Origin of the sequence: Kaistia defluvii, from assembly GCF_026343955.1 — a bacterium.
Taxonomy (GTDB): Bacteria; Pseudomonadota; Alphaproteobacteria; order Rhizobiales; family Kaistiaceae; genus Kaistia; species Kaistia defluvii.
This window is the reverse complement of sequence record NZ_JAPKNI010000003.1, coordinates 324,593-349,931: the sequence shown is the minus strand read 5'-3', so window position 1 is coordinate 349,931 and position 25,339 is coordinate 324,593. Positions and strand designations below refer to the sequence as shown.

The following is a 25,339-nucleotide window of genomic DNA, read 5'->3' as shown; positions in this document are numbered from 1 at the left end:
CGTGCAAGGAGCATCGCGGCTCGGTAAAGAGGGCATCCCATTTGAGATGGGAGCGCGCGGGCTTCGACCGGAGGCAGACCAGTCGAGACGGATGAAGGACGGGGAGAAGCGCGCCATCGGCGCGACCGTCGTCAGCCGGAATATAGAAAATACAATTGGGAGGATACGACATGATGAAGCTCATCCGGCAGCTTCTGGCGACAACGATCGCCGTGGGTGCCCTGGCAACGGCCGCGCATGCGGCCGGCCCCGAGATCGTCGCGGGACCGAGCGCCGACGCCAAGTGCTTCAAGCCTTGGACGCCCGAGACGAAGTTCTTCAAATTCCCGAAGAAGGAAGGCCCGTACCGCATCGCGCTCGCCAACGGCTTCATCGGCAATACCTGGCGCATCCAGATGATCCAGACCGCCAAGGCCTATGCCGAGCAGCCGGACATCAAGGCCAAGCTCAAGGAATTCAAGGTCGTCTCGACCGGTGACGACGTCGCCGCGCAGATCGCCGCCGTCGATAACTTCATCAATTCCGGCTATGACGCGATCGTCGTCAACGCGCAGAACCCGACTTCCTTCAAGCCGGTGATCAAGCGCGCCAAGGCGGCCGGCGTCGTGCTCGTGGCCTTCGACAACACGCTCGACACCGACGAGGCCATCAACGTCAACGTCAACCAGAAGGGCCTCGGTGAACTCTGGGGCCAGTGGCTGGTCGATCACCTGCCGAATGGCGGCAAGGTGCTCGAAGTACGCGGCGTGACCGGCACCTCGGTCGACCGTGACCGCCATGAAGGCGTGCAGGAAGTGCTCGGCAAGTCGGGCAAGAAGTTCGAGACGGTCGAAGTCATCGGCCGCTGGGACGACGGCACCGCGCAGAAGGTGACCGCCGACGCCGTCGCCGTGCACAAGAAGTTCGATGGCGTCACCGTCCAGGGTGGCTCGACCGGTACGGTTCGTGCCCTCATGGACGCCGGCCATGCCTTCGTGCCGGTCGGCGGCGAGACGGAGAACGGCTTCCGCAAGCTCTGCGCCGAGCATTCGGCCGATGGCCTGAAGTGCACCTCGGCCGGCAGCGGCCCGGCGCAGGTCGCCGTCGCCATCAAGACCGCCATCGCCGCGCTCGAAGGCGATGTCGTGCCGCAGTCGATCGCGCTGCCGCTCGCCATCGACCATGATCCCGACTTCAAGGACGGCGTGAACTTCTACTCGAAGGAATCCGACAACTTCTTCGTCGGCAACGCTTTCCCGGATTGCGGCATCAACTTCACCGCCCAGGAAATCATGGGTCAGACCCAAGAGAACAAGTAAGATCCTATCCGAGATCGACCGGCGGGCTGTCATGGCCCGCCGGCTCTTTTGTCCTCCAGTTCTGCGGGTTCATCCTTGTCCGACCGGAAGCCCTATCTCGAGCTCAAGCGGATCTCGAAGCGCTATGGCGGCGTCGCCGCGCTGACCGATGTCGATTTTTCCGTCTATCCCGGCGAGATCCAGGCCGTGCTGGGCGAGAACGGCGCTGGCAAGTCGACGCTGATCAAGATCGCCTCCGGCGTCACCGACCCGACCGAGGGCGAGGTCTTCATCGAGGGACGGCCGGTCCGGTTCAAATCGCCGACCGAGGCGATGCGTGCCGGCGTGGTCTGCGTGTTCCAGGAATTGTCGCTGCTGCCGGAAATGACGGTCGCCGACAACCTTTCCATCGTCGATCCGCCGAAATGGCTCGGCCTGATCGACGCCAAGGGCCAGCGCGAGCGCGCCAGGGCGCTCTTGAAGCGCGTCGGCTGCGAGGATGTGCATCCGCTCGAACTCGTGCGCGACCTGCCGCTGTCGCGCCGCCAGATGGTGGAGATCGCCAAGGCGCTCGGCCGCGATCCGCGCATCCTGATCCTCGACGAGGCCACCTCGGCGCTCACCGCCGACGATGTCGAGCGCGTCTATGGCATCATTCGCGAGCTGAAGAAGTCCGGCGTCGGCATTCTCTACGTGTCGCACCGCATGCGCGAGATCGAGGCGCTGGCCGATACGGCGACCGTCTTCCGCAATGGCCGCAAGATCGAGACCTTCACCAAGGGCGCGCGCTCCGTCGACGCCATCATCGAGATGATGATCGGCCGCGAGGTGACGCACCAATATCCGCCGAAGCCGGAACCCTCGACCGACAGGCCGGTGGCGCTGGCCGCCGCCAACCTCGCCTGGGGTCGCGAGATCCAGGATGTCACGTTCAACCTCCGCAAGGGCGAGATCGTCGGCCTGGGCGGTCTCGACGGCCAGGGCCAGCGCGAATTGCTGCTCGCTCTCTTCGGCGTGCTGAAGGGCGTCTCGGGCACGGTCGCCGTCGACGGCAAGCCGATCTCGCTCGATGGTCCGCGCCAGGCGATGCATGCGCCGCTGCCGATGGCGCTGATCCCCGAGGATCGCAAGACCGAAGGCCTGATGCTGCCGATGAGCGTGCGGGACAACATGACCCTCGCCGCCCTGCCGCAGCTGCTCGGCCGTTTCGGCATCGATGCCGACAAGGAGAACGCCGCCGTCCAGGTGATGGTCGACCGGCTGCGGGTGAAGACGCCGGATCTCGAGGCGCCCGTCTCGGCGCTTTCCGGCGGCAACCAGCAGAAGGTCGTCCTGGCGAAGTGGCTGATGACGGCGCCAGGCATCATCCTGCTCAACGATCCCACGCGCGGCATCGACGTCGGCACAAAGCAGGAAATCTACCGCCTGATGCGGGAGCTTGCGAACCAGGGGGCAGCGATCCTGTTCTATTCGACCGATTATGCCGAACTGATCGGCTGCTGCGACCGCGTGCTCGTCGTCTATGACGGCCGCATCCGGCGCGAACTGGCCGGCGAGACGCTGACCGAGCGCAACCTGCTGCAGAGCGCCCTCAACATCGACGCGTCGGAGCAGGCAGCATGAGCAACTGGCGCTACTGGTTCGCCCACAATGCCGGCGTGCTGACGGCCGTCGTCCTGTTCGCGGCGATGTTCACGCTCTACATCTCCAACCACAGCGCCGGCCTGACGCCCGCCGTCGCCACCACGGCGGCCAACAAGGCGGTGCTGCTGGCGCTGGTCGCCATGGCGCAGACGCTGCCGGTGCTGACGCGCGGCCTCGATCTTTCGGTCGGCATGGTGTTCGTGATGGCGAACTGCATCGCCTCCGTCATCGTCGTCGGCACGGTCGGCGAGGGTCTGCTCGGCATCGTCGCGGTGCTGCTGATCGGCGCGCTGGCCGGCTTCATCAACGGCGCCATCGTCGTCTGGGGCCGGCTGCAGCCGATCATCACCACGCTCGCCACCGGCGCCGTCTATTACGGCATCTCGCTGTTCGTCCGCCCGGGGCCTGGCGGCGATGTGCAATCCGATATCGCGGATCTCCTGACCGGCCAGGTCTTCGGCGTGGTTCCGGCAGCCCTCGTCGTGCTTTTCGTCGTCGTGCTGGTGGTCTGGATCCCCTATCGCCGCTCCGTGCTCGGCCGCGCTGCCTATGCCGTCGGCTCGAACGAGCAGGCCGCCTACATGTCGGGCGTACCGGTGCAGAAGGCGAAACTGCTGGCCTATACGCTCGCCGGGGTTTTGGCGTCGATCGCCGGGCTGATGCTGACCTTCAACACCTATTCGGGCGAAGCCTCTGCGCCGATCGCCGGCACCTATACGCTGAACTCCATCGCCGCCGTCGTCATCGGCGGAACCTCGCTGTTCGGCGGCTGGGGCTCGGCCATCGGCTCGATTTTCGGCGCCTTCGTTCTGCGCACGATCGAGGATCTTCTGTTCGTCTTCGACCTGCCGCCGCTCTGGCAGCCGCTGTTCCAGGGCGTCGTGCTGCTCCTCGCCGTCAGCCTCGGCGCCTTCCGCATCCTGCGCGTCCGCAACCGACTGGAGCTGTTCTCGTGACCGGCGTCGACACCGGGGCCGTGAGAGGTCCGACCTTGGCTGCGCGGCTTGGCATCGATCGTTCGGTGACGATCGCCTTTGGCTGCATCCTGCTGATCCTGTGCGGCGGCGCGCTCTATTCGCGCGAATTCCTGTCGCCGGAGTATCTGCTGCAGCAATTGCAGGTCGGCGCCTTCCTGGGCATCGTCGCCTCCGGCGCGATGATGGTTATCCTGCTCGGCCATATCGACCTGTCGATTCCCTGGGTGGTGACGCTGGGTGCGATGATGGCGACCGCCATGGTCGGCTGGGGCGGCCCGGCCGGCGTCTGGCTCTGCATCCCGTTCGGCGTGTTCTGCGGCGCCGTCGTCGGCGTGCTGAACGGCCTCGGCGTCGCCTATCTGCGCCTGCCGTCGATGATTTTCACGCTCGGCATGAACGCCGTGGTGCAGGGCCTGATGGTGCTGCATACGGGCGGCTTTGCACCGCTCGACCAGGCGACGGAGGCGATGCATTTCATCGCCGTGCAGCGCAGCCTGTTCGGCATTCCGAATGCGCTGTTCGTCTGGGCGCTGGTCGGCGCCTTCGTCATCTATCTGCTGAAGCGTACCGCCTTTGGCCGCGCCGTCTACGCCGTGGGCAACCGCGAATCCGCCGCCTATCTCTCCGGCGTCAACACCAACCGCGTGCTGATCGGCTGCTTCGCCTTCTCCGGCGCGATGGCGGCCTTCGCCGGCGTGCTGCTCGCCGGCTATTCCAACAAGGCCTACCAGAACATGGGCGACGCCTACCTACTGCCGGCGATCGCCGCGGTGGTGCTGGGCGGCACCAACATCCTCGGCGGCAAGGGCAATTATCTCGGCACCATCGCCGGCGTCATCCTGATCACCCTGCTGCAATCGATCCTGTCGGTGATGCAGATGCCCGAGGCCGGGCGGCAGGTGATCTATGGTTGCGTCATCATCGCGATGCTGCTGATCTACGGACGAGGTGCCAAGGCCCGGAGCTGAACCGCCGGTGAGGTGGCGCTGCCCGAAAGAAGCCGCGTTCCGGGCGTCGAATCCGAAATGCCGCCCGTGAGGCGGCATGAAAAGGAGCGCCTTGATGGTTTCGACGAAGTTCCTCTGGGGCGCGGCCAGCGCTGCCTATCAGGTTGAAGGCGCATGGCAGGCCGACGGCAAGGGCCTGTCGAACTGGGATCTCTATACCAACGTCTACCGCGCGACCGAGACTGTGACCGGCAAGCACGAGACGGGCAACGTCGCGATCAACGCCTATGACCGGGCGCAATATCTCCAGGATATCGCGCTGATGCGCGAGCTCGGCATCAATGGCTACCGCTTCTCGCTCTCCTGGGCGCGGATCCTTCCCGATGGCGTCGGGCGGATCAACGAGGCGGGCATCGCGCATTACCAGCAATTCGTCGTCGACCTGCTGGAAGCCGGCATCGAGCCGATCGTCACCCTCTATCACTGGGACCTGCCGCGGGCGCTGGACGATCGCGGCGGATGGCTCAATCGGGAATCGGTCGGCTGGTTCCGCAATTATGCCAGCGTGGTCCGCGAGGCGCTCGGCGCCAAGGTGTCGAAGTTCATCACCTTCAACGAGCCGTTCATCGATCTCTTCCTGATCGAGCCGATGATCGAGAACATCAAGTCCGGGGTCGGCAGCCCCTTCGCGATCACCGATGCGCAATATGGCCACCAGGCAATGGCGCTGCATCACTGGCTGGTCGCCAGCGCCGAGACGATCGGCGATTTCCGTGCCGCCGGCTATCGCGGCGAGATTGGCATGGCGCTGCCGCTGATGCCGACCATCCCGGAGAATCCCGGCAAGTCCGAGGATATCAGGGCCGCGGCGCTGGCCGACGCCGTCATCAATCGCTGGTGCCTGGATGCGCTGTTCAAGGGCCGCTACCCGATCGAGGTGATGACGCTGTTCCGCCAGCTCAACCCCGACTTTGCGCCGTTCGAGGCGGATTTCGCCATCCTTGCCGCCAACAAGCCGGATTTCCTCGGCGTCAATTTCTATGCGCCCGCCTTCGTCCGCCAGGAGGATTCGGCGCCGCTCGGCTATGACTGGATGAACACCAATCCGGACCCGGAGCCTGCCGCCTTCAACGGACCGGTGCGGCCGGACTACCTGCGCCGGCTGCTCGAGCGCATCCGCGACGAATACGACAATCCGGCGATCTACATCACCGAGAACGGCGCCGGCTTCGGCCCGACCGACGAGGTATTGGACGGCGACACGGTGCACGACCCGCGCCGCGCCAATTATATCCGCCGCCACATCGAGGCCGCGCTGAAGGCGAAGGAAAACGGCGTCGACCTGCGCGGCTACATGGTCTGGAGCCTGTTCGACAATTTCGAGTGGCTGCACGGCTATGGCCGCCGGTTCGGCCTCGTGCATGTCGATTTCGACACCCAGAAGCGGACCCCGAAACGCAGTTTTGACACCTATCGCGACATCGTCGCGAATGGCGGCGTGACGGCGACGGGATAAGCGAAGACCCTCTCCCCGACCCTCTCCCGCTGGCGGCGAGGGAGCCCATCGGTGCTCGTTGAAGTCCCGTATCGATACGAATGCAGGCCGAAACCCTCTCCCGCGCGCGGGAGAGGGCAGGGTGAGGGGCGTTCCTTGAACTAAGGCGTCGGCTCCGGATAGACAAAGCTCTCCGCCCGGTCGCGCTCATAGACCGGCTCGCCGGCGATGTAGGTGGCGCGGATGGCGCGGTCGTCGCCCAGCGTCATCAGCACGAACAGCGTCTCGGCGAGGTCGCGGGCATGCGACAGGCGGAATTCGAGCAGCGGCGTCGCCTTGAGGTCGAGCACGACGAAATCCGCCTCGTAGCCCGGCGCGAGCGACCCGATCCGGTCGTCCAGCCGCAGCGCCTCGGCGCCGCCGCGCGTCGCGAGATAGAAGCCCTGCTCGGCCGTCAGCGCCTGGCCGCCGAGCTTCGCCACCTTGTAGGCCTCGCCCAGCGTCTGAAGCTGCGAGAAGCTGGTGCCGGCGCCGATATCCGTGCCGAGGCCGACCCGGACCGGGCGCTCGACGTGCTTGGCGTCGACCATCCGGAACAGCCCGCTGCCGAGGAAGAGGTTGGAGGTCGGGCAGTGCGCCAGCGCCGAGCCGGTGCGGTGGCAGCAGGCGAAGTCTTCCTCCTCCATGTGCACGGCGTGGCCGAAGATGGCGCGCGGGCCGGTCAGGCCCGCATGGTCATAGACGTCGAGATAGCTGGAGCGCTCGGGGAACAGGTCGCGGACCCATTCGATCTCGCCCTGGTTTTCGCACAGATGCGTCTGGACATAGGTGCCGGGATGCTCGCGCCAGAGGCGGCCGGCGGCCTCCAACTGCGCTTCGGTCGAAGACGGCGCGAAGCGCGGCGTGATGCAATAGAGCTGGCGGCCGCGCCCATGCCATTTCTCGATCAGCGCCTTTGACTGCGCGTAGCCGCTCTCGGCCGTATCGAGCAGGGCTTCCGGCGCATTGCGGTCCATCATCACCTTGCCGGCGATCATGCGCGTGTTGAATCGCACCGATTCCTCGAACAGCGCATCGACGGATTGCGGGTGGACGGTGCAATAGACCGAAGCCGTCGTCGTGCCGGCCCGCAGCAGCTCGCGCAGGAAGCGTTTCGCCACGTCGCGGGCGTGGTCCGGATCGGCGAAGTCCTGCTCGGCGACGAAGGTATATTTGTCGAGCCATTCGAGCAGCCCGGCCCCGAAGGCGCCGATCATCTGCATCTGCGGGTAGTGCACATGCGCGTCGATGAAGCCGGGGCAGATCAGCGAGTCGGGGTAATGGGTGATGGCGATATCCGGGGCGAGGGCGGCAAGCCCCGCTGCGGCATCGTCGATGCGAACGAACCTGCCATCCTCGATGACGATCAGCGCATCGGGCCAATAATGCAGCGCTTCGCCCGAATCGAGGCGGAAGGGGTCGCCGCGAAACGTCATGGCGGGGGCGCGGATTGCCCGCAGCGTCATGGTGAGATCCTTTCGGGACGATCGATCGAACAGCTTTGGCGCGGCCCTGGAGGCGCTCCGGAGCAGAGGCTCACGATCCGACAACCGGGCTGGAAATGCCAGAGGCATCGAGCGGCGAGCCTCGGGCATGATGAAGACATTCCTGCTGGAGCGGGTTTCGGGACGCGGCCGTTCGCATCCGCCGCAGGCCCCTTTGTGGACAGAGGTCCGCGCAGCCGATAAAAGGCGCTGTCAACAACAGGACGGAGCAGAGATCCGCGCGCGCCCATCTGGCGCCGGATCGCGTGCACATGACCCAGCCCGAAGCGAAAGTGCTTCCCAAATCCCCGCTGCCTTCCGACGACGGAAAGCTGAATTTGCGGCGTTGGGGCGATTTCTACCGCGCGATCATCAACAATGATGAGGGAACGGTCGGCGTGGTCGTGCGCATTCTGCGCGCCAACTTCCGCGATCATCGGAAGGGGTACATGATCTCCTTCCTGTTCCTCTTCATCGTCGCGGCCATGACCTCGCTCTCCGCCTGGATCATGCGTGACGTCGTCAACCAGATCTTCGTCGCGCAGAGCATCGAGATGCTGTGGGTGCTGTCGTTCGGGGTCATGGCGATCTTCATCGTCAAGGGCTTCGCGACCTATGGCCAGGTGGTGGTGCAGAGCCGGATCGGCAATCGCATCGTCGCCGAGAACCAGAAGCGCTTCTACGATCGCTGCCTGCGTTTCGGCCTCGATTTCTACAATGATCGCGCTTCCAGCGAACTGATCATGTCGATTTCGGGCGGTTCGAACGCCATCCGCTCGATCCTCGATACCATCGTGCTCAGCCTCGGCCGCGATCTGGTGACGCTGATCGGCCTCATCACGGTGATGGTCTACCAGGCTCCGCTGATGTCGATGATCGCGCTGGTGGTGGCGCCGATCGCGATCATCAGCGTGTCCAAGCTCGTCAAGCGCATCCGCGCCATCGCCAAGCAGGAATTCGCCTCGAGCACGCAGATCATTTCGATCATCCAGGAAACCGTCCAGGGCGCCAAGATCGTCAAGGCATTCGGCCTGAGCGAACACATGCGCGAGCGCATGGTGACGGCGGTTTCCTCCGTCGAGCAACGCGCCAACAAGGTGTCGCAGCTGCAGGCGCGCACCAGCCCGCTGATGGAATCGCTGGGCGGCATCTCGATCGGTCTCGTGATCCTGTATTCGGGCTGGGCGACGATCTCGGCCGGCAAGACGCCCGGCGAGTTCATGTCGTTCATCACGGCGCTGCTGCTCGCCTATGAGCCGGCCAAGCGCCTGGCTCGCCTGAATGTCAGCATCGCGGAGAGCCTGGCGCCGGTTCGTGCGCTCTTCAACATCCTCGATCATCCGCCGAGCGCCACGGAGACCGACGATCATCCGCCGCTCCGGCTCACGCGCGGCAAGATCGAGTTGATCGATGTCGCCTTCGGCTACCGGCCGGTCGATAGGGTACTGTCTGGCATCAATCTTTCGGTCGATCACGGCCAGCGCCTGGCGCTGGTCGGCCCGTCCGGCGGCGGCAAGTCGACGATTCTCTCGTTGGTCCAGCGCTTCTATGACGTGCAGGAAGGCTCCGTCCGGATCGACGACCAGGATATCCGCACCGTCTCGGTCGGTTCGCTCCGGCACAACATCGCCTTCGTCAGCCAGGACGTGTTCCTGTTCTCGGGCACGGTGCGCGACAATATCCGCATCGGCCGCCTCGATGCGACCGACGAAGAGGTCGAGGCCGCTGCTGTGGACGCGTTTGCCGATGGCTTCATCCGCAACCTGCCGAATGGCTATGACAGCCATGTCGGCGAGAACGGCGTGCAGCTTTCGGGTGGTCAGCGCCAGCGTCTGGCGATTGCCCGTGCCATCCTGAAGAACGCGCCGATCCTGCTGCTGGACGAGGCGACCTCGGCGCTGGATTCCGAATCCGAGCGCATGATCCAGATCGCCCTGGACAAGCTCGTCGAAGGTCGCACGACGATTGTCATCGCGCACCGTCTGGCGACGATCCTGAGCGCGGACAAGATCGCCGTGATCGAGCGCGGCCGCGTCGTGGAAGTGGGCACCCATCCGGAACTCGTCCGCATGGGCGGCGTCTACGAGAAGCTGTATCGCTACCAGTTCGACGAGGGCAAGGCCGAGTTGGCGACCGCCTGATCGGGCTGCCTTCTCCTCTCCTGACGGAGAGGTCAGAGCGAAGTTCTGGGTGAGGGTCCAGGGAACAATCCGGTCAGGTCATAGACACTCGACCGGAGGCCTTGTGGCCTGGGCCTCGGATCTGGTCCGGGGCAGGCTCTTGTTCAGCGCGACGATCTCATCCGGCACGATCCTCGACAGGCTGAGGAGGCCCTGAGGGCCGACTCGAAGCACGCTGAGCGACTGTGGCGTAAAGGCTTGCCCCTCGGACCGTACGTCCTTCGAGACGGCTTGCTCCGCAAGCCTCTTTCAGGATGTTGTCATCGAGAGGGGCAAGACACGGGTTCGCGGCGGTGCGGAGCTCAGGGAGCGGCAAAGCTCTGGTCCGCGAGACAGCCCGCTCCAGACGAATCCGACCCTCCCCGACGGGAGGGCCGGTTATTCATGCCTCAGAGCAGGCCGCGGCCGGCAAGGTTGCGCATCAGCGCCGCCGTGCCGAAGGTCCAGGGCTCGGCATCGGGGCAGAGGACGACGCGGTTCGACAGGCTGCCGAGCTTCGGCGCGCTGATCGTAACGATGTCGCCGACCTTGTGCGTGAAGCCCTGGCCGGGGCCGTCGCGGTCCTGCACCGGTGCGAACATCGTGCCGAGATAGAGCACGAAGCCATCCGGATACTGGTGGTTCCGGCCGATGGTCTGCTTGACCAGGTCTTCCGGGTCGCGGCTGATCTTCGACATGGCGCTGCCGCCATCCATGCGGAAGCCGTCGCTCTCGCCGTCCACCGTCAGGCGCACTTCCGTCGCCCGCACGTCGTCGAGCGAGAAACCGCCATCGAACAGGCGGATCATCGGGCCGATCGAGGCGCTGGCGTTGTTGTCCTTGGCCTTCGACAGCAGCAGGGCCGAGCGGCCCTCGACATCGCGCAGGTTGACGTCGTTGCCGAGCGTCGCGCCGACGATCTTGCCGGTCGAGGAGACGACCAGAACGACTTCCGGCTCGGGATTGTTCCAGGTCGAAATCGGATGGATGCCGATCTCGGCCAGGTGGCCGACGGCCGACATGGGCTGCGCCTTGGAGAAGATCTCCGCGTCCGGACCGATGCCGACCTCGAGATACTGCGACCACATGCCCTTCTCGATCAGCAGCTTCTTCAGTGCTGCCGCCTGCTCGGAGCCGGGGCGCAGCGCCGCCAGGTCGTCGCCGATGGTCGAGAGGATCTCGGAGCGGATCGCGGTGGCGCGCTCGGGCAGGCCGCGGGCCTGTTCCTCGATCACGCGCTCGAGCATCGAGACGACGAAGGTGACGCCGGCGGCCTTGACGGCCTGCAGGTCGATTGGCGCGATCAGATAGGGCTTGGACGGGTCGCGATTGGCGACCGGCGTGTTGGCGAGGATCTCCTCGAAGCTGCCGACAAATTCGCCATCGGCGGTCGCGGCGACGTGGGCCGGATCCTGATTTTCGCAAAGGTCACGCATGGTGACGACCGACGCGGTAATGTCAATCAACTGGCCATCGCGCAGCGCCACGACCGAAGGTCCGTCGACGTCGGGGCGGAAGACGCGGCCGACCAGGGTTGCGGCCTCCGCATCCTCGGGCAGCGCGAAGGGGGCAGCAGTGTCGAGCGGCATAGACAATCTCCAGGACGTTCAGCGATGAAGCCGATCTTGAGGAATGAAAGAGCGGGCCACCGTTATACCGCGCGAGGAGGTTTAGACCATATGGCTGGTCGGTTTTAGGGCGCTGGCTGCCCCGGATTTGCGCATGCGGAGGCTCGGCTTCTGTGCAATTTTCCCGGCCGACCCCGCTTTGGAAGGACTTTTCGCCATGGAAATCGACATCCCGGAGGTGAAGGCCGAGCTGGAAGCCGCCTTCGCCCGCTATGAAACGGCGCTGGTGACGAATGATGTCGAGGCGCTGGACGGGCTGTTTCACGCCGCGCCCACGACGATCCGCTATGGCGGCGGCGAGAACCTGTACGGCTATGCCGAGATCCAGGCGTATCGGGCCGGCCGTTCGCCGGCGGGTCTCGCCCGCGCCCTCGAGCGCACGGTGGTGACGACCTATGGCCGCGATTTCGGCACGGCCTCGACGCTGTTCCGGCGCGACAATGCGCCCGGAAAGGTCGGCCGCCAGATGCAGACATGGATCCGAACCCCGGCCGGCTGGCGCGTGGTCGCCGCCCATGTCAGCGTCATCGCCGATCCGGATGCGGTGTCCTAGAGACAGCCGACATAATCGCGGGCGGCGCGGGCGCGGGCCTCGATGTTGCGGGCGCGGCTGTTCAGATAGCGGGTCGGCTTGGCCGGATTGCGGGTGATCGGGTTGGGCAGCGCCGCGGTCAGCAGCGCCGCCTGGCGCGGCGTCAGCTTGGCGGCGGGCTTCTTGAAATAGAACTGCGATGCGGCCTCGGCGCCGAACAGGCCCGGCCCCCATTCGGCGATGTTCAGGTAGATCTCCATCACCCGCCGCTTCGACAGGATGAAATCCGCGTAATAGGCGAGCGGAATCTCCAGCCCCTTGCGGATGTAGGAGCGCGACGACCACAGGAACAGGTTCTTCACCGTCTGCATCGCGATCGTGCTGGCGCCCCGCGAAGGCCCCCCCTCGCGGTCGAGCACCGCGTTGAGCGCGCCCCAGTCGACGCCCCAATGCGAGCAGAACTGGCCGTCCTCGGACATGATCACCGAGTTGACGAGGTTCGGCGAGATCTCGTCGAGCGGCACCCAGTCGCGCTTCATGCCCTGGCCGGTGAGGCCGGACCACAGCATCAGCGTCGAGACCGGCGGCACGACCGCATAGATCGGCGTCAGGATCAGGGGCAGGGCAACGAGGAGGGCAAACACTTTGGCGACACCTGTGACGAGGCGCTTGCGACCTGCAAACGGTCGGGCGAGAGCGGCCGGCAGTTGGAAGGTCATGCGGAATCCAGTGCGGCTCGATCGCGGACGGGCTCGATGGCGAACCGGCGCAGGAAGCCGGCGAGCAGCCGGAAATCGCCCTCGCGGCTTGATCCGTTGCGCCAGACGAGGCCGAGCGAGCGGCGCGCCGCCTTGCCGTCGAGTTCGGAAAGCTGGATGTCGGTTCCCGACAGGATCCCCGCCTCGACGGCAATCCGCGGCAGGAAGGTGATGCCGAGCCGGTTATCCACCATATGGACGAGGGTGGTCAGGCTGGAGGCCCGGATCTCCTCGTTCTGCTGGTCCGCGAGGCCGGGCGCCACGGCGCGGATGTGATCGCGCAGGCAATGGCCGTCCTCCAGCAGCAGCAGCGTCTCCTCCGCGAGCTCCTCGCGCTGCACGGTCTTGCGGCCGGCGAGCCGGTGGCCGGCATCGACGGCGAGCAGCAGGCTGTCCTCGGCAATGATCTCCGTCGCCAGCCCCTCGGTCTGGACCGGGAAGGCGATGAGACAGATGTCGAGCCGGCCGCCCCGCAAATCATCCAGCAGGGTCCGCGTCAGGTCCTCGCGCAAATGGAGGCGCAGATCGGGATAGGCGCGGCGCAGCTCGGGGAGGGCGCGCGGCAGGAAATAGGGCGCGATCGACGGGATGACGCCCAGGCGGATGCGGCCGGAAAGCGGCGCCTGGCTCGCGCGCGCCGCATCGACCATCTCGCGCGCGTCGACCAGCAGCGCCTTCATGCGTCGCACCGCCTCCTCGCCCGCCGCCGTCAGCGCCATCGTCCGGTTGGAGCGGTCGATCAGGGACACGCCGACCGTCTCCTCCAGCTGGCGGACGGCGTCGGAAAGCGTGGATTGCGTGACATGGCAGACGTTCGCCGCCCGGCTGAACGATCCGGTTTCGGCGAGGGCGACGAAATACTGCATCTGGCGGAGCGTCGGCAACAGCATGGAGCCTGCTATAGCCGCCGATGGCGGCAGCGGCAATCGGGATTTCCGATGCCAAACTCCGGTTATTACGATTTGACCGAACCGCTCCCGCGTGAGATCCATTCGCACATGCAGCAGCGACTCTCCGGGGTTAGCTGCACTGCGGAAGTTCACAACACGATCCCCATCGTGACAGGAGAGACAAATGCTCGGCATTGGCGACAAGCTGCCCGAATTTTCCGTGACCGGCGTGAAGCCCGGCTTCAACAGCCACGAAGAAAATGGCGAGAGCGCCTTCGAGACGCTGACCGAGAAAAGCTTCCCCGGCAAGTGGAAGGTGATCTTCTTCTACCCGAAGGACTTCACCTTCGTCTGCCCGACCGAGATCGCCGAATTCGCCCGCCTGTCGGGTGATTTCGAGGATCGCGACGCCGTCGTGCTCGGCGGATCCACCGACAACGAGTTCGTGAAGCTCGCCTGGCGCCGCGATCACAAGGATCTCGACAAGCTGCCGATCTGGAACTTCGCCGACACCAATGGTTCGCTGGTCGACGGCCTCGGCGTGCGTTCGCCGGACGGCGTCGCCTACCGCGTCACCTACATCGTCGATCCCGATGGCGTGATCCAGCATTCCTACGCGACCAACCTCAATGTCGGCCGCAATCCGAAGGACACGCTGCGCGTCCTCGACGCGCTGCAGACCGACGAGCTCTGCGCCTGCAACCGCGACGTCGGCGGCGCCACGCTGGCAGCCTGAGCCTGGTTTCCGGACGCCCCGGCTTCGCCTTAGCGCGGACCCCGGGGCGCCCGGCCTCGTTCCGTTTCCCAGGGCGCTTCGCCGGCCGCCGGCCTTCGAGGCGCTCTCTCCCTGAAGGTTTTTCATGTCGATCGATCAGCTGAAGTCCCGCATCCCCGACTTCGCCAAGGATGTCCGCCTCAATCTGTCGACGCTCGCTTCCGACGAGACGCTCACGCCGCAGCAGAAATACGGCCTGATGGTCGCCTGCGGCATTGCCAGCCGCAGCCCGGTCGTGAAGGCGGCGCTCGAGGCCGAAGCCACGCCGCATCTGGCGCCCGCCGTTCTCGCCGCAGCCAAGTCGGCCGCCTCGATCATGGCGATGAACAACGTCTATTACCGCTTCAGCCATCTGGTCTCGAACCCCGAATACCGCACCATGCCGGCCAAGCTGCGCATGAACGTCATCGGCAATCCCGGCGTCGACAAGGTCGATTTCGAGCTCTGGTCGCTCGCCGTCTCGGCGATCAATGGCTGTGGCATGTGCATGGACAGCCACGAGGCCGTGCTGAAGAAGGCGAATGTGCCCTCCGACATCATCCAGGCCGCGGTCCGCTTCGCCGCGATCATCCAGTCGGTCGCCGTCTCGCTCGAAGCCGCCGAGGCCGCCTGATCGCGGGATACTCCCGACGGCCTGCCCCTTGCGATGGTGGGCAGGCCCGTCGTCCCGGATCGCTGCTGAACGCCAAGCTTGACGCCGGCCTCCCGATCGCGGCAAGGCTTCCGGGACCCCGGCGTATCGATGAGGCAATCTTGGTTCGGCTTGACGATGATTTTGCAGCCCGCCTTTCCGGCGCGGCGACGGCGGTCGAGCGCGCGCTCGATCGCGTGCTCGGCTCCAATCCGCGCGAGGGCGAGATCGCCCGGCCGGTCCGGCTGGTCGAGGCGATGCGCCATGCCACGCTCGGCGGCGGAAAGCGGCTGCGCGCCTTCCTGGCCATCGAGACGGCAAGGATGTTCGACGCCGACACCGAGGGCGCGCTGCGCGTCGGCGCGGCGCTCGAATGCCTGCACGCCTACAGCCTGGTGCATGATGACCTTCCGGCCATGGACGACGACGACCTGAGGCGCGGCCGGCCGACGGTGCATCGCGCCTTCGACGAGGCGACCGCGATCCTGGCCGGCGATGCGTTGCAGACGCTGGCCTTCGACATCCTGGCCGATCCCGCTACCGATGTGGATCCGCTTGTCCGGGCCGACCTGGTGCTGGGGCTGGCTCGCGCGTCTGGACTCGGCGGCATGGCCGGCGGGCAGATGCTCGACCTTCAGGCCGAGACCGAGACGCCCGACGAGGTGGCGATCCGCCGGTTGCAGGCGATGAAGACCGGCGCGCTGATCCGCTTTTCCTGCGAGGCCGGCGCCCTTCTCGGTCGCGCATCGGCGGATGACCGGGCGCGCATCCGCCGTTTCGGCGAGATCATCGGCCTCGCCTTCCAGCTCGCCGACGACATCCTCGACGAGACGGCGACGACGGAGGCGCTGGGCAAGGCGACCGGCAAGGATTCGTCGCGCGGCAAGGGTACGCTGGTCGGCCTCTATGGTGTCACGCCGGTGCGCGCCATGCTGGACGATCTCGTCCTCGAGGCGGAAGGCGTGCTGGCGCCGCTCGGGAACCGCGCCGAGACGCTGGCCGCCGCCGCGCATTTCGTCGCCAACCGCGAGGTTTGAGGTTCGGAAAGGCGAGGGGTTCTAGGTCTTGGTGTTTCGGACCAGCCGCGCCAGCGGCTTGCCGTTCGCGTCGAGCAGGGTCAGCTTCGACCCTTCGATGCGATAGCCGCGGGTGCTGGAGAGCGCATCGAGGAACTTCCGTTCCTGGTCCATCTGGGCCGGGACGCAGGCCATCTGTGTCGCGCCGAGCGGCCCGACCTTGATCTTGCCGCTCTCGACCGTAACTGTCCCGAAATAGCGGTTGCAACCGCCCGAGCCGGAGATCTTGCCGCCGCCCTCGATGGTCAGCGTCGACTGCACGATATCGAGCACGCCGCGCCCGCCAATGTCCTCGGCCAGCCATTCGGTGCTCTGGAGCGGGGCTGACGGCCCCGGATTGACGGCGGCCTTGGTCCGGGTGGGCTTGCCCGCACCGGCCGGCGCATCGCCATCCGCGACCGGTTGCACCCGGATCGTCACCGGCCCCTTGGTATCGAGCGGCGAGATCGGGACGGCTTCCTTGTTGATGAACAGCAGATCGTCGCCGCGATCGATCCGCGCCTGCAGCTGGTAGCGGTGGCCGGGCTTGATCCGGTTCGGCGCGTAATGCAGGCGGAAATCGATCGGCACCTGGCGCCCGCGCGGCCGGATGCGCTGCTTGGCGATCACCTTGGCCGGGGCGTCGGCGTGGCTGACATCGACCAGGGTGACGGTGATGGCCGCCTTGGGGTCCAGCGCGATGCGCTCGCGATAGGTGACGGAGCCATCGAGCGGCCGCGCGAGCGCCAGGCTCGGCGCGGTCAGGATGGCGAGGACAAATAACAGGCGCATCGGCAGAAGCTTGATCACGATCGATCCTCGATGACGGGGGCGAACGCAACAGATCTAGTCTCTACGGAAGCCGCCGTAAACGGGGGCAATCGAGGGTGGCTACTGATAGTCCCCCTCCCCAAAACGGGCTCCGCCCGTTTTGACCCTCCCTCGAGGGGAGGGTTCAGCGAAGCTTGCCGAAACCGTGGAATCCCGCAAGACTGACGGAAGATCTTGGGAGGCTGGAGATGAGCCGGCGTATCGCAGATCCTCGTCAACTTGGCTTTGCCCGCACCATGCGCCGGAACATGACGGAAGCGGAGTTCCGGCTCTGGCTGCGATTGCGGGCTCGCGCCGTCGAGGGCCTGAAGTTCCGGCGCCAGGTCCCGATCGGTCCGTTCATCGTCGACTTCTTCTGTGCCGAACGTCGCCTGGTCGTCGAGATCGATGGCAGCCAGCATTTTGCCGAGGCGGCGATCGCTGCCGACGCAAGGCGGACCGCATGGCTCGAAGCGCGGGGCTTCCGTGTCCTGCGCCTCACCAATCCCGATGTGATGAACAACGTCGAAGCGGTCTACAGGGCCATCGCAGACGCAGCAGAACAAGCTCGCTCCGAACCCTCCCCTTGAGGGAGGGTCGAAAACGCTTCTGCGTTTTCGGGGAGGGGGCGTTCGCGCCTACTCCGCTGCTTCCGGCGCCTCTGCCTTCGCGCCAATCCCAAACCGCTTCTCGATATACTCATCCACGAGCTTGCGGAAATCTTCGGCAATGGCGGGGCCCCGCAGCGTGATCGCCTTCTTGCCGTCGATGAAGACGGGCGCGGCCGGGGTTTCGCCGGTGCCGGGGAGCGAGATGCCGATGTCGGCGTGCTTCGATTCACCGGGGCCGTTGACGATGCAGCCCATCACCGCGACCTTCAGCGCCTCGACGCCGGGATAGCGCTCGCGCCAGACCGGCATCGAGGTGCGGATGTCTTCCTGGATGCGGCTCGCCAGTTCCTGGAACACGGTCGAGGTCGTGCGGCCGCAGCCGGGGCAGGCGGCGACGATCGGCAGGAAGGCGCGGAACCCCATGGTCTGCAGCAGTTCCTGCGCCACCTGCACCTCGCGGGTGCGGTCGCCGTTCGGCTCCGGCGTCAGCGAGACACGGATCGTGTCGCCGATGCCTTCCTGCAGCAAAATGCCCATCGCGGCCGAGGAGGCGACGATGCCCTTGGTGCCCATGCCGGCCTCGGTGAGGCCCAGATGCAGGCAATGGTCGGAGCGGCGGGCGAGATCGCGATAGACGGCGATCAGGTCCTGCACGTTCGACACCTTGGCCGAGAGGATGATCTTTTCCCGCGGCAGGCCGATCTGCTCGGCAAGGTTGGCGGAAAGGATGGCCGATTGGCAGATCGCCTCGCGCATCACGGCGGCAGCCGAGATCGGCGTGGCGGAAGCGGCGTTCTCGTCCATCAGGCGGGTGAGCAGGTCCTGGTCGAGCGAACCCCAGTTGACGCCGATGCGCACCGGCTTGTCGTATTTTATCGCGAGTTCGATCAGCGTCGCGAACTGGCGATCGCGCTTCTCGCCGAAGCCGACATTGCCGGGATTGATGCGATATTTGTCCAGCGCCTCGGCGCAGGCCGGATGATCGGTCAGAAGCTTGTGGCCGATATAGTGGAAGTCGCCGATCAGTGGCACGTCGATGCGGCGGGCGAGCAGCTTCTCCTTGATGAAGGGCACGGCGGCCGCCGCCTCGTCGCGGTCGACGGTGATGCGCACCAGTTCCGATCCGGCGCGGGCCAGGGCCGCGATCTGCGCCACGGTGCCGTCGATGTCGGCCGTGTCGGTATTGGTCATCGACTGCACGACCACGGGGGCGTTGCCGCCGACCAGGACCTTGCCGACACGCACGGCAGTGGCGCGGCGGCGCGGCAGCGGGCCGGCGGTGAATTCGGGGGAGCAAGAGATTTCGTTCATGCGAGATCACGCGTTGTCGCTCCCGCTCCCGCCATGCGGGAGAGGGCTGGGGTGAGGGCGCGCCGAAGGCGCGAATTTGGAACTTCGTTTGAAGGCAAGGCCTTCACCCAACCCTCTCCCGCAAGCGGGCGAGAGCTTTTCGGGCTCAGGTGCAGGAGCGTATCGCCAGGCATCATGCCGCCTCGCGGCAGCGGGCGCAGAGGCCGCGGATTTCGATGATCGGGGCGCGCGGCGCAAAGCCGGCCGCCTGCGTCACGGCGGCGAGCGCCTCGGTCAGCGCGGCGGACGAGGCCTCGCCCGCGGCGCCGCAGCTTTCGCAGAGCAGGAAGACGGTGGCCGCGCCATGGCCGGGCTTGTCGTGGCCCTCCGGGCCGCGCGAGCAGGCGATATAGGCGTTGCGGCTTTCGATCCGGTGCGCGAAGCCGTGCTCGACCAGGAATTCGAGCGCGCGATAGACGGAGACCGGCGCCGGGCGGGGGCCCTCGGCGGCGAGCCGGTCGATCACGTCATAGGCGCTGGCGGGGACATGGCTTTCGGCGAGAGCGGCCAGAACCTTGCGGCGCTGCTCCGTGAAGCGCAGGCCCTCGGCGGCGGAAATCGCCTCGGCATGGGCGATGGCGTCGCGGGCGCAATGGTCGTGGTCGTGGTCGCTATGTTCGAGCACGATCTGGTCCGTTCCGGTCGCCGTGGCGTGCTTGGCTCCGCTCATGGTCATCCAATCCTCATGCGCGCGGGCAAGGATCCGCCGCGCCGCGTTCTATCACGGATCGCCCGCAAGGCCGAGCGGGGCGCGACACCGACGTCAACTTCCCTTGCTGCTGCGCCGCAATATATGGTCGTCTGGCTCGGTTCTCACCCCTTATCATTCATTCCGGAGCGAATTCATGTCGAAGGACGGTCATCTGAAGGACAAGGTTGCGCTGGTGACGGGATCGACCTCCGGCATCGGTCTCGGCATGGCGAGGGCCATGGCGGGCGCCGGCGCTCATGTCGTGCTGAACGGCTTCGGTGACCCGGTGGCGATAGAAAAGCTGCGTGCCGAGCTGGCGGCCGAGTTCGGCGTCGAGGTGCGCTATTCCGGCGCCGACATGACGCGCGAGGACGAGATCGCCACCATGATCGGCGATGTCGAGAAGGAGTTCGGCGCCATCGACGTGCTGGTCAACAATGCCGGCGTGCAGCATGTGGCCCCGATCGATGAATTCCCGGTCGACAAGTGGAACCTGATCATCGCGCTCAACCTGACCGCGGCCTTCCACGCCATCCGCCTGGCGCTGCCGGCGATGAAGCAGAAGGGCTGGGGCCGCATCATCTCGACGGCCTCGGCGCATGCGCTGGTCGCCTCGCCCTACAAGGTGGCCTATGTCGCGGCGAAGCATGGCATTGCCGGCGTCACCAAGACGGTCGCGCTCGAAGTGGCCGACAAGGGCATCACGGTCAACGCCATCTGCCCCGGCTATGTCTGGACCCCGCTGGTGGAAAAGCAGATTCCGGCCACCGCCGCGGCGCGCGGCATGACCGAGGAGCAGGTGAAGAAGGACGTCATCCTCGCCGCCCAGCCGACCAAGGAATTCGTTACCGTCGAGGAAGTGGCGGCGCTGGCGCTGTTCCTGACCACCGATGGCGCGCGCAGCATCACCGGATCGCTGCAGTCGATCGATGGCGGCTGGACGGCGGCATGAGCGCCGCGGCACCGGGACGGAAGATCATCAATCTCGGCCTGCAGGGCGGCGGGGCGCATGGGGCGTTTACCTGGGGCGTGCTCGACAGGCTGCTGGAAGACGGCCGCCTTGGCTTCGAGGCGATCTCGGGCACCAGCGCCGGCGCGCTGAACGCCGTGGCGCTCGCCGACGGCATGGCGCGCGACGGCGCGGCGGGCGCGCGCTCGCGGCTCCAGGAATTCTGGATGCGGGTCAGCGCCGCCGGCCGCCCCGGCGCCTCGGCGCGGGATTTCATCGGCGCCTGGATGGGCGCCTGGCGGGTGCCGGCGATGCAGCCCATCCACATGATCGAGGCGATGACGAACTTCTCCTCGCCCTACGGCTTCAACCCGATGAACATCAACCCGCTGCGCGAGATCGTCATCGAGATGGTCGATTTCGAGCGGGTCCGCGCCTGCGCCGCGCCAAGGCTGTTCATCTCGGCGACGGCGGTGAAGACCGGCAAGATCAAGGTGTTTTCCGATGGCGGCATCACGGTCGATGCGGTGATGGCCTCGGCCTGCCTGCCTTATCTCTTCCAGACCGTCGAAGTCGATGGCGAGCCTTACTGGGACGGCGGCTTCACGGGCAATCCGGCGCTGTTTCCGTTCTTCACCGAAACCCGGACGGCCGACATCCTGCTGGTGCAGATCAACCCGATCGAGCGACCCACCGTGCCGACCTCGACCAAGGAAATCCTGGAGCGGATGAGCGAGATTACCTTCAATGCCTCGCTGCTGCGCGAACTCCGCACCATCGACTTCGTCAACCGGATGCTGGCCGAGGGAAGGCTCGATCCCGGCCATTACCGCCACAACCGCATCCATCGCATCGATGCCGGCAAGGCGCTGGAAAAGTTCTCGGCCTCGACCAAGTTCGATACGTCGCGGGCCTTCTTCGAGGAGTTGCAGGCCGCCGGCCGGATGGCGGCGGAGGATTGGCTCCAGGCTCATTTTGCCGATATAGGCGTGCGCGACACCGTGGATTTGAGGGCTCAGTTCCAGTGACCGACGTGACGATCTCCAGCCTTGCCGCGCGCTCTGAATTCATCGGCACCGTCGCCGACCGGATGTGGCATGCCTGGTGGCGCGAGGCCGGCGAGCCGCTGGCGACGCTGCTCGGCCATCTGCGCCAGTTCAAGACCGACGCCGTGCCGCTCGGGGTCGTCGCGCATCGGGGCGACGAATTCGTCGGCTCCGCCATTCTGATCGACAGCGATGTCGAGGAGCGGCCGCAATATACGCCCTGGCTGGCGGCGCTGTGGGTGGAGCCGGAAGAGCGCCGGCAGGGCATGGGCGAGATGCTGTCGGGCCGCATCGTCGACGAGGCCCGCGCGCTCGGCTTCGACCGCATCTACCTCTGCGCCGTGCCGGAGAAGAGCGGCTATTACGCCGCGCGCGGCTGGACGGAGGTCGAGCGCGATGTCGGCGCGCACAAGCTGGTGATCTTCATCCGGCATCTCGACGTCGAGCCCGCCTGACCGGCGGGTCGGGCCTTTTGCGATCCGGCGCTGCATGGTGTTAGATCGCCCACAACCAAATCAAACAGCAGAAACGATCAGGGCGGAATAGATGGCCAAGCAGAAAATCGCGATCATCGGGCTCGGCAAGATCACGCAGGACCAGCACCTGCCGGTGATCGACAAGAGCGACGATTTCGAGGTCGCGGCGGTGGTCAGCCAGCGTGGGCTCAGCCATAACGGCGTGCCGAGCTTCAAGACGGCGGCCGATCTCTACGCGGCGATGCCGGAGATCGGCATCGTCTCGGTCAATACTCCGCCGGACGTCCGCCACACCATCGCCCGCGAGGCGCTCGAAGCCGGCAAGCATGTGCTGCTTGAGAAGCCGCCGGCGGCAACATTGGCCGAATTCGAGGATCTGAAGGCGTTTGCAGCGGCGAAAGGCAAGGTTCTGTTCGCCACCTGGCATTCGCAGTTCAACCCGGCCGTGGACGAGGCCAAGGCGCTGCTCGCCCAGCATGGCGTCGGTTCGGTCAAGATCGAATGGCGCGAGGACGTCAAGAAGTGGCATCCGGGCCAGGAATGGATCTGGGAGCCGGGCGGCTTCGGCGTGTTCGATCCCGGCATCAATGCGCTGTCAATCTTCGTCAAGATCCTGCCCTTCGCGCCCTTCGTGAAGGCGGCGACGCTGACCTATCCGGAAAACCGGCAGACGCCGATCGCGGCCAAGCTCACTTTCGGCAGCGCCGAGGCGTCACAGCCGGCCCTCACCGCAGACTTCGACTGGCGCGAGCAGGGCGACGAGAAGTGGCACATGACGATCGAGACCGCCGCTGGCCACAGGTTGCGCCTCTACAAGGGCGGCGCGGCGCTGGAGGTCGACGGCAAGCTCGCCGTCGAGGCGCCGAGCGAGGAATATGAGCGGATCTACGCCCATTTCGCCCGGCTTCTCGCGTCCGGCCAGAGCGATGTCGACGGGGCGCCGCTGCGTCTCGTCGCGGATGCCATGCTGGTCGGGCGGCGCGATCTGACGGAGGCCTTCGTCTGGTAGGCGAGGGCGTCCCGCGGCGCCGGCCGGAACGGAACGCTGTTGCATTGCGTTGCTTATCTTTGAGAAGCCACTGGCAATCATGAGGCGGGCAGGTACGGCGATGGCAAAATTGCGGGTCCTGACGTTTGGCGCGGGCGGCCTTCTGGCCGCCCTGTTCGTCGGCGCGATGCCGATCGAGGCCCGGGCTGTCACCCCCGACCAGCTGTTCCAGAAGGTCTTTCCCAAGGTCAACCAGACTTCTGAGCGCAAGCCCGCCAAGCGGAAGCCGCATCGCGCCCCACGGGCCGTCGAGCCTGCCAAGGCGGCGGCGGCGCCGCCGCCGGTCGCGGAAACCCCGGCGGCCAGCGCGGCTGTTAGCACGCCGTTACCCACCCCGCGCCCTCCCGTTAAGGCCGAGGCGGTCGAGGCGGTGGCGCCCCAGGCGCCGGCCGTAGCCGCCACGCCCTTGCCGCGGACGAAGCCGGCGGAGGACCGCAAGGCAGCCGGGCTGGTCGCCATTCCGGCCCCGGCCGAGGCGACGGTCGGCACGGTGAAGACGGTGCCCGTTCCCGCCGACCCCGCTCTTGCCGCCGGCGCCATCGCCGCCGCTTCCGCGCTCGCCGGCGCGGTGCCGGCCGATCCGCCGAGCGAGGGCGAACTCGCCTTTGCGCCGCCCGTGCTGCCGACGCTGCTGAAGCCGACGCCGACCGAGGGGCGAAATGTCGACGGCAGCCTGAAGAAGGGCGACCGGCTGCCACCGCCGGATAAGGAAGCTGCGCTCGCCCCGGCCGATCCCGCGCCCATTGGTAAAACCGAGGACGAAAAATCCGCGGTCGCCGAGGCGCCGCCGCCCGCGCTGCCCATGCCGCGTCGCAAGCCGGAGGTGGTGCTGGCCGCTCTGGTTCCCAAGATCACCCCCGCCGTGCCGGAGGCGCTCGCCGCCTGCAGGGCGTCCATGAGCGGGCTGAAGATCTCGGCCGCCGCCCTGCCGGCGATCCATGCCGGCAGCTGTGGCGGGCCGGATCCGTTCGACGTCACGGCGCTCGAAGGCGGCAAGGTGGATCTCCAGCCGGGCGCCAAGATCAACTGCGCGATGGCGACGACGCTGGCCCGCTGGGTCGAGGAGGACATCCAGCCCTCGGCGCAGGTGACGCTGGGCGGCCGGGTGACGGCATTGCGGGTGGCGGATTCCTATTCCTGCCGCGGCCGCAACCGCGTCGCCAACGCCATGCTCTCCGAACACGCCTTCCTCAATGCCGTCGATATCGCGGCGTTCGAGGTGAAAGGCCGCTGGGTGACGGTATCCAAGGCGAAGGATCGCACCGAGAAGGAAGACACATTCCTGAAGGCGGCGCGCGTGTCGGCCTGCGACAAGTTCAACACGGTGCTGGGGCCGGGCTCCGACGGCTACCATGAGGACCACTACCACATGGACCTGCGCCAGCGCGGCAAGGGCGGCGGCCGCAAGTACTGTCACTGAGGTTGGGGCGCGCTCCGCCCTTGTATCTGTCTTCAAACGAAAGATCCGAGTTCGCTGGACCCTCCTTCGAGGCTTCGCTGGCGCGAAGCACCTCAGGATGATGGTAGAGGGTGAGAAGCAAGGCGGAGAGCGTTTGGGCGGTAGCCGCGCTGTTTAGTTGGCTTTGTGATGCTGACGCCTTCACGAATCGCGTTGCGCTTGGGCCGGACCTCACCCAAACTTCCACGAAACCCAAAGTCATCGTCCTGAGGTGCCCGGCGAAGCCGGGCCTCGAAGGAGGGCTCCAGGAGGCTCGATGGGCGCGTCCGTCTATATGCTTCGCTGTGCGGATGGGTCCTATTACGTCGGCTCGACGGCGGCCGAGGACAAGCAAAGGCGCTTGCTGGAGCATCAGTCGGGCGCCTATCGCGGCTACACGTTTTCCCGCCGTCCGGTCGAACTGGTCTGGGCCGAGGATTTCGAGCGGATCACCGACGCGCACGCGGCCGAGCGCCAACTGAAAGGCTGGTCGCGAGCCAAGAAGGAAGCGCTGGTCCGTGGCGAGTGGGCGCTCGTGCAGATCCTGTCCAAGCGGCCGGGTGCCCGTTGACGTTCAACGGTTGGTTTGGAGGTGGCTGGACCCTCCTTCGAGGCCCGGCTTCGCCGGG

At 66.3% G+C, this 25,339-nt stretch carries 24 protein-coding genes; 17 read left to right on the top strand and 7 right to left on the bottom strand.

The genetic code is table 11. The features are described 5' to 3' along the window. Positions 1-170 precede the first annotated feature (170 nt). The 5 genes from OSH10_RS09710 to OSH10_RS09690 all read left to right on the top strand — a co-directional run bounded on the left by OSH10_RS09710 (position 171) and on the right by OSH10_RS09690 (position 6,361). The gene (locus tag OSH10_RS09710; protein WP_266331466.1) at positions 171-1,298 is read left to right on the top strand and encodes a sugar ABC transporter substrate-binding protein; all 1,128 of its coding nucleotides are present in this window, start codon (positions 171-173) and stop codon (positions 1,296-1,298) included. 75 nt (positions 1,299-1,373) lie between these two features. Next, positions 1,374-2,900, top strand: coding sequence for a sugar ABC transporter ATP-binding protein (locus tag OSH10_RS09705; protein WP_266331465.1), 1,527 nt, complete (start codon positions 1,374-1,376; stop codon positions 2,898-2,900). Continuing rightward, complete coding sequence (locus OSH10_RS09700) at positions 2,897-3,877, top strand: ABC transporter permease (protein WP_266331464.1); 981 nt, start codon at positions 2,897-2,899, stop codon at positions 3,875-3,877. Before OSH10_RS09705 ends, OSH10_RS09700 begins: the two co-directional genes overlap by 4 nt. A 35-nt stretch (positions 3,878-3,912) precedes the next feature. After that, a complete protein-coding gene (locus tag OSH10_RS09695; protein WP_266331463.1) occupies positions 3,913-4,866 on the top strand; it encodes an ABC transporter permease in 954 nt (317 codons plus the stop codon). Positions 4,867-4,960: 94 nt separating this feature from the next. Then, positions 4,961-6,361, top strand: coding sequence for a glycoside hydrolase family 1 protein (locus OSH10_RS09690; protein ID WP_266331462.1), 1,401 nt, complete (start codon positions 4,961-4,963; stop codon positions 6,359-6,361). Positions 6,362-6,501: 140 nt separating this feature from the next. On the opposite strand, the gene guaD is transcribed toward OSH10_RS09690, so the two are convergent. Further along, positions 6,502-7,845, bottom strand: a complete 1,344-nt coding sequence (guaD, locus tag OSH10_RS09685; protein ID WP_266331461.1) for a guanine deaminase — start codon at positions 7,843-7,845, stop codon at positions 6,502-6,504. A 290-nt stretch (positions 7,846-8,135) separates the two neighbouring features. On the opposite strand from guaD, the gene OSH10_RS09680 reads away from it, so the two are divergent. Next, complete coding sequence (locus OSH10_RS09680; protein ID WP_266331460.1) at positions 8,136-10,004, top strand: ABC transporter ATP-binding protein; 1,869 nt, start codon at positions 8,136-8,138, stop codon at positions 10,002-10,004. A gap of 428 nt (positions 10,005-10,432) precedes the next feature. On the opposite strand, the gene OSH10_RS09675 is transcribed toward OSH10_RS09680, so the two are convergent. Continuing rightward, entirely contained in the window at positions 10,433-11,611 is a 1,179-nt protein-coding gene (locus tag OSH10_RS09675) for a fumarylacetoacetate hydrolase family protein (protein WP_266331459.1), read from the bottom strand. 196 nt (positions 11,612-11,807) lie between these two features. On the opposite strand from OSH10_RS09675, the gene hpxZ reads away from it, so the two are divergent. Continuing rightward, positions 11,808-12,203, top strand: a complete 396-nt coding sequence (gene hpxZ, locus OSH10_RS09670; RefSeq protein WP_266331458.1) for an oxalurate catabolism protein HpxZ — start codon at positions 11,808-11,810, stop codon at positions 12,201-12,203. On the opposite strand, the gene mtgA is transcribed toward hpxZ, so the two are convergent. Then, positions 12,200-12,901 (bottom strand): monofunctional biosynthetic peptidoglycan transglycosylase, encoded by a 702-nt coding sequence (gene mtgA / locus OSH10_RS09665; RefSeq protein WP_266331457.1) that lies wholly within the window; start codon positions 12,899-12,901, stop codon positions 12,200-12,202. The genes hpxZ and mtgA overlap by 4 nt on opposite strands. Next, the gene (locus OSH10_RS09660; RefSeq protein ID WP_266331456.1) at positions 12,898-13,830 is read right to left on the bottom strand and encodes a hydrogen peroxide-inducible genes activator; all 933 of its coding nucleotides are present in this window, start codon (positions 13,828-13,830) and stop codon (positions 12,898-12,900) included. Before OSH10_RS09660 ends, mtgA begins: the two co-directional genes overlap by 4 nt. Positions 13,831-14,014: 184 nt before the next feature. Between OSH10_RS09660 and OSH10_RS09655 the strand changes: the two genes are divergently transcribed. From OSH10_RS09655 to OSH10_RS09645, 3 genes are all read left to right on the top strand, one after another. Then, positions 14,015-14,566, top strand: a complete 552-nt coding sequence (locus OSH10_RS09655) for a peroxiredoxin (protein ID WP_266331455.1) — start codon at positions 14,015-14,017, stop codon at positions 14,564-14,566. A gap of 124 nt (positions 14,567-14,690) precedes the next feature. After that, positions 14,691-15,218, top strand: a complete 528-nt coding sequence (locus OSH10_RS09650) for a carboxymuconolactone decarboxylase family protein (protein ID WP_266331454.1) — start codon at positions 14,691-14,693, stop codon at positions 15,216-15,218. Positions 15,219-15,358: 140 nt separating this feature from the next. Further along, positions 15,359-16,273, top strand: a complete 915-nt coding sequence (locus OSH10_RS09645; protein ID WP_266331453.1) for a polyprenyl synthetase family protein — start codon at positions 15,359-15,361, stop codon at positions 16,271-16,273. 21 nt (positions 16,274-16,294) lie between these two features. Here OSH10_RS09645 and OSH10_RS09640 read toward each other — a convergent pair whose 3' ends face one another. Next, positions 16,295-17,101 (bottom strand): YbaY family lipoprotein, encoded by an 807-nt coding sequence (locus tag OSH10_RS09640; RefSeq protein WP_266331452.1) that lies wholly within the window; start codon positions 17,099-17,101, stop codon positions 16,295-16,297. A gap of 209 nt (positions 17,102-17,310) precedes the next feature. Between OSH10_RS09640 and OSH10_RS09635 the strand changes: the two genes are divergently transcribed. Further along, on the top strand, positions 17,311-17,691 hold the full coding sequence (locus tag OSH10_RS09635) for an endonuclease domain-containing protein (protein ID WP_266331451.1): 381 nt from the start codon (positions 17,311-17,313) through the stop codon (positions 17,689-17,691). A 48-nt stretch (positions 17,692-17,739) separates the two neighbouring features. Here the strand turns inward: OSH10_RS09635 and ispG are convergent, their stop codons facing one another. Both ispG and OSH10_RS09625 read right to left on the bottom strand, forming a co-directional pair. Further along, positions 17,740-19,023 (bottom strand): flavodoxin-dependent (E)-4-hydroxy-3-methylbut-2-enyl-diphosphate synthase, encoded by a 1,284-nt coding sequence (gene ispG, locus OSH10_RS09630; RefSeq protein WP_266331450.1) that lies wholly within the window; start codon positions 19,021-19,023, stop codon positions 17,740-17,742. A 172-nt stretch (positions 19,024-19,195) separates the two neighbouring features. Beyond that, positions 19,196-19,732 (bottom strand): transcriptional repressor, encoded by a 537-nt coding sequence (locus tag OSH10_RS09625; RefSeq protein WP_266331449.1) that lies wholly within the window; start codon positions 19,730-19,732, stop codon positions 19,196-19,198. Between the two features lie 175 nt (positions 19,733-19,907). On the opposite strand from OSH10_RS09625, the gene OSH10_RS09620 reads away from it, so the two are divergent. From OSH10_RS09620 to OSH10_RS09595, 6 genes are all read left to right on the top strand, one after another. Continuing rightward, on the top strand, positions 19,908-20,705 hold the full coding sequence (locus OSH10_RS09620) for a 3-hydroxybutyrate dehydrogenase (protein ID WP_266331448.1): 798 nt from the start codon (positions 19,908-19,910) through the stop codon (positions 20,703-20,705). Next, positions 20,702-21,730 (top strand): patatin-like phospholipase family protein, encoded by a 1,029-nt coding sequence (locus OSH10_RS09615; protein ID WP_266331447.1) that lies wholly within the window; start codon positions 20,702-20,704, stop codon positions 21,728-21,730. Before OSH10_RS09620 ends, OSH10_RS09615 begins: the two co-directional genes overlap by 4 nt. Beyond that, entirely contained in the window at positions 21,727-22,203 is a 477-nt protein-coding gene (locus OSH10_RS09610; RefSeq protein WP_266331446.1) for a GNAT family N-acetyltransferase, read from the top strand. Before OSH10_RS09615 ends, OSH10_RS09610 begins: the two co-directional genes overlap by 4 nt. A 91-nt stretch (positions 22,204-22,294) precedes the next feature. Then, complete coding sequence (locus OSH10_RS09605) at positions 22,295-23,233, top strand: Gfo/Idh/MocA family protein (protein ID WP_266331445.1); 939 nt, start codon at positions 22,295-22,297, stop codon at positions 23,231-23,233. 100 nt (positions 23,234-23,333) lie between these two features. Then, positions 23,334-24,692 (top strand): extensin family protein, encoded by a 1,359-nt coding sequence (locus tag OSH10_RS09600; protein WP_266331444.1) that lies wholly within the window; start codon positions 23,334-23,336, stop codon positions 24,690-24,692. 295 nt (positions 24,693-24,987) lie between these two features. Next, entirely contained in the window at positions 24,988-25,281 is a 294-nt protein-coding gene (locus tag OSH10_RS09595; RefSeq protein ID WP_266331443.1) for a GIY-YIG nuclease family protein, read from the top strand. Positions 25,282-25,339 lie beyond the last annotated feature (58 nt).

Coding starts and splice junctions, on each gene's coding strand:
- ispG (WP_266331450.1), bottom strand. CDS start 19,023: ATGAACGAAATCTCTTGCTCCCCCGAATTCACCGCCGGCCCGCTGCCG.
- OSH10_RS09655 (WP_266331455.1), top strand. CDS start 14,015: ATGCTCGGCATTGGCGACAAGCTGCCCGAATTTTCCGTGACCGGCGTG.
- OSH10_RS09650 (WP_266331454.1), top strand. CDS start 14,691: ATGTCGATCGATCAGCTGAAGTCCCGCATCCCCGACTTCGCCAAGGAT.
- OSH10_RS09680 (WP_266331460.1), top strand. CDS start 8,136: ATGACCCAGCCCGAAGCGAAAGTGCTTCCCAAATCCCCGCTGCCTTCC.
- OSH10_RS09625 (WP_266331449.1), bottom strand. CDS start 19,732: ATGAGCGGAGCCAAGCACGCCACGGCGACCGGAACGGACCAGATCGTG.
- mtgA (WP_266331457.1), bottom strand. CDS start 12,901: ATGACCTTCCAACTGCCGGCCGCTCTCGCCCGACCGTTTGCAGGTCGC.
- OSH10_RS09620 (WP_266331448.1), top strand. CDS start 19,908: ATGTCGAAGGACGGTCATCTGAAGGACAAGGTTGCGCTGGTGACGGGA.
- guaD (WP_266331461.1), bottom strand. CDS start 7,845: ATGACGCTGCGGGCAATCCGCGCCCCCGCCATGACGTTTCGCGGCGAC.
- OSH10_RS09615 (WP_266331447.1), top strand. CDS start 20,702: ATGAGCGCCGCGGCACCGGGACGGAAGATCATCAATCTCGGCCTGCAG.
- OSH10_RS09635 (WP_266331451.1), top strand. CDS start 17,311: ATGAGCCGGCGTATCGCAGATCCTCGTCAACTTGGCTTTGCCCGCACC.
- OSH10_RS09700 (WP_266331464.1), top strand. CDS start 2,897: ATGAGCAACTGGCGCTACTGGTTCGCCCACAATGCCGGCGTGCTGACG.
- OSH10_RS09675 (WP_266331459.1), bottom strand. CDS start 11,611: ATGCCGCTCGACACTGCTGCCCCCTTCGCGCTGCCCGAGGATGCGGAG.
- OSH10_RS09690 (WP_266331462.1), top strand. CDS start 4,961: ATGGTTTCGACGAAGTTCCTCTGGGGCGCGGCCAGCGCTGCCTATCAG.
- hpxZ (WP_266331458.1), top strand. CDS start 11,808: ATGGAAATCGACATCCCGGAGGTGAAGGCCGAGCTGGAAGCCGCCTTC.
- OSH10_RS09710 (WP_266331466.1), top strand. CDS start 171: ATGATGAAGCTCATCCGGCAGCTTCTGGCGACAACGATCGCCGTGGGT.
- OSH10_RS09660 (WP_266331456.1), bottom strand. CDS start 13,830: ATGCTGTTGCCGACGCTCCGCCAGATGCAGTATTTCGTCGCCCTCGCC.
- OSH10_RS09595 (WP_266331443.1), top strand. CDS start 24,988: ATGGGCGCGTCCGTCTATATGCTTCGCTGTGCGGATGGGTCCTATTAC.
- OSH10_RS09605 (WP_266331445.1), top strand. CDS start 22,295: ATGGCCAAGCAGAAAATCGCGATCATCGGGCTCGGCAAGATCACGCAG.
- OSH10_RS09600 (WP_266331444.1), top strand. CDS start 23,334: ATGGCAAAATTGCGGGTCCTGACGTTTGGCGCGGGCGGCCTTCTGGCC.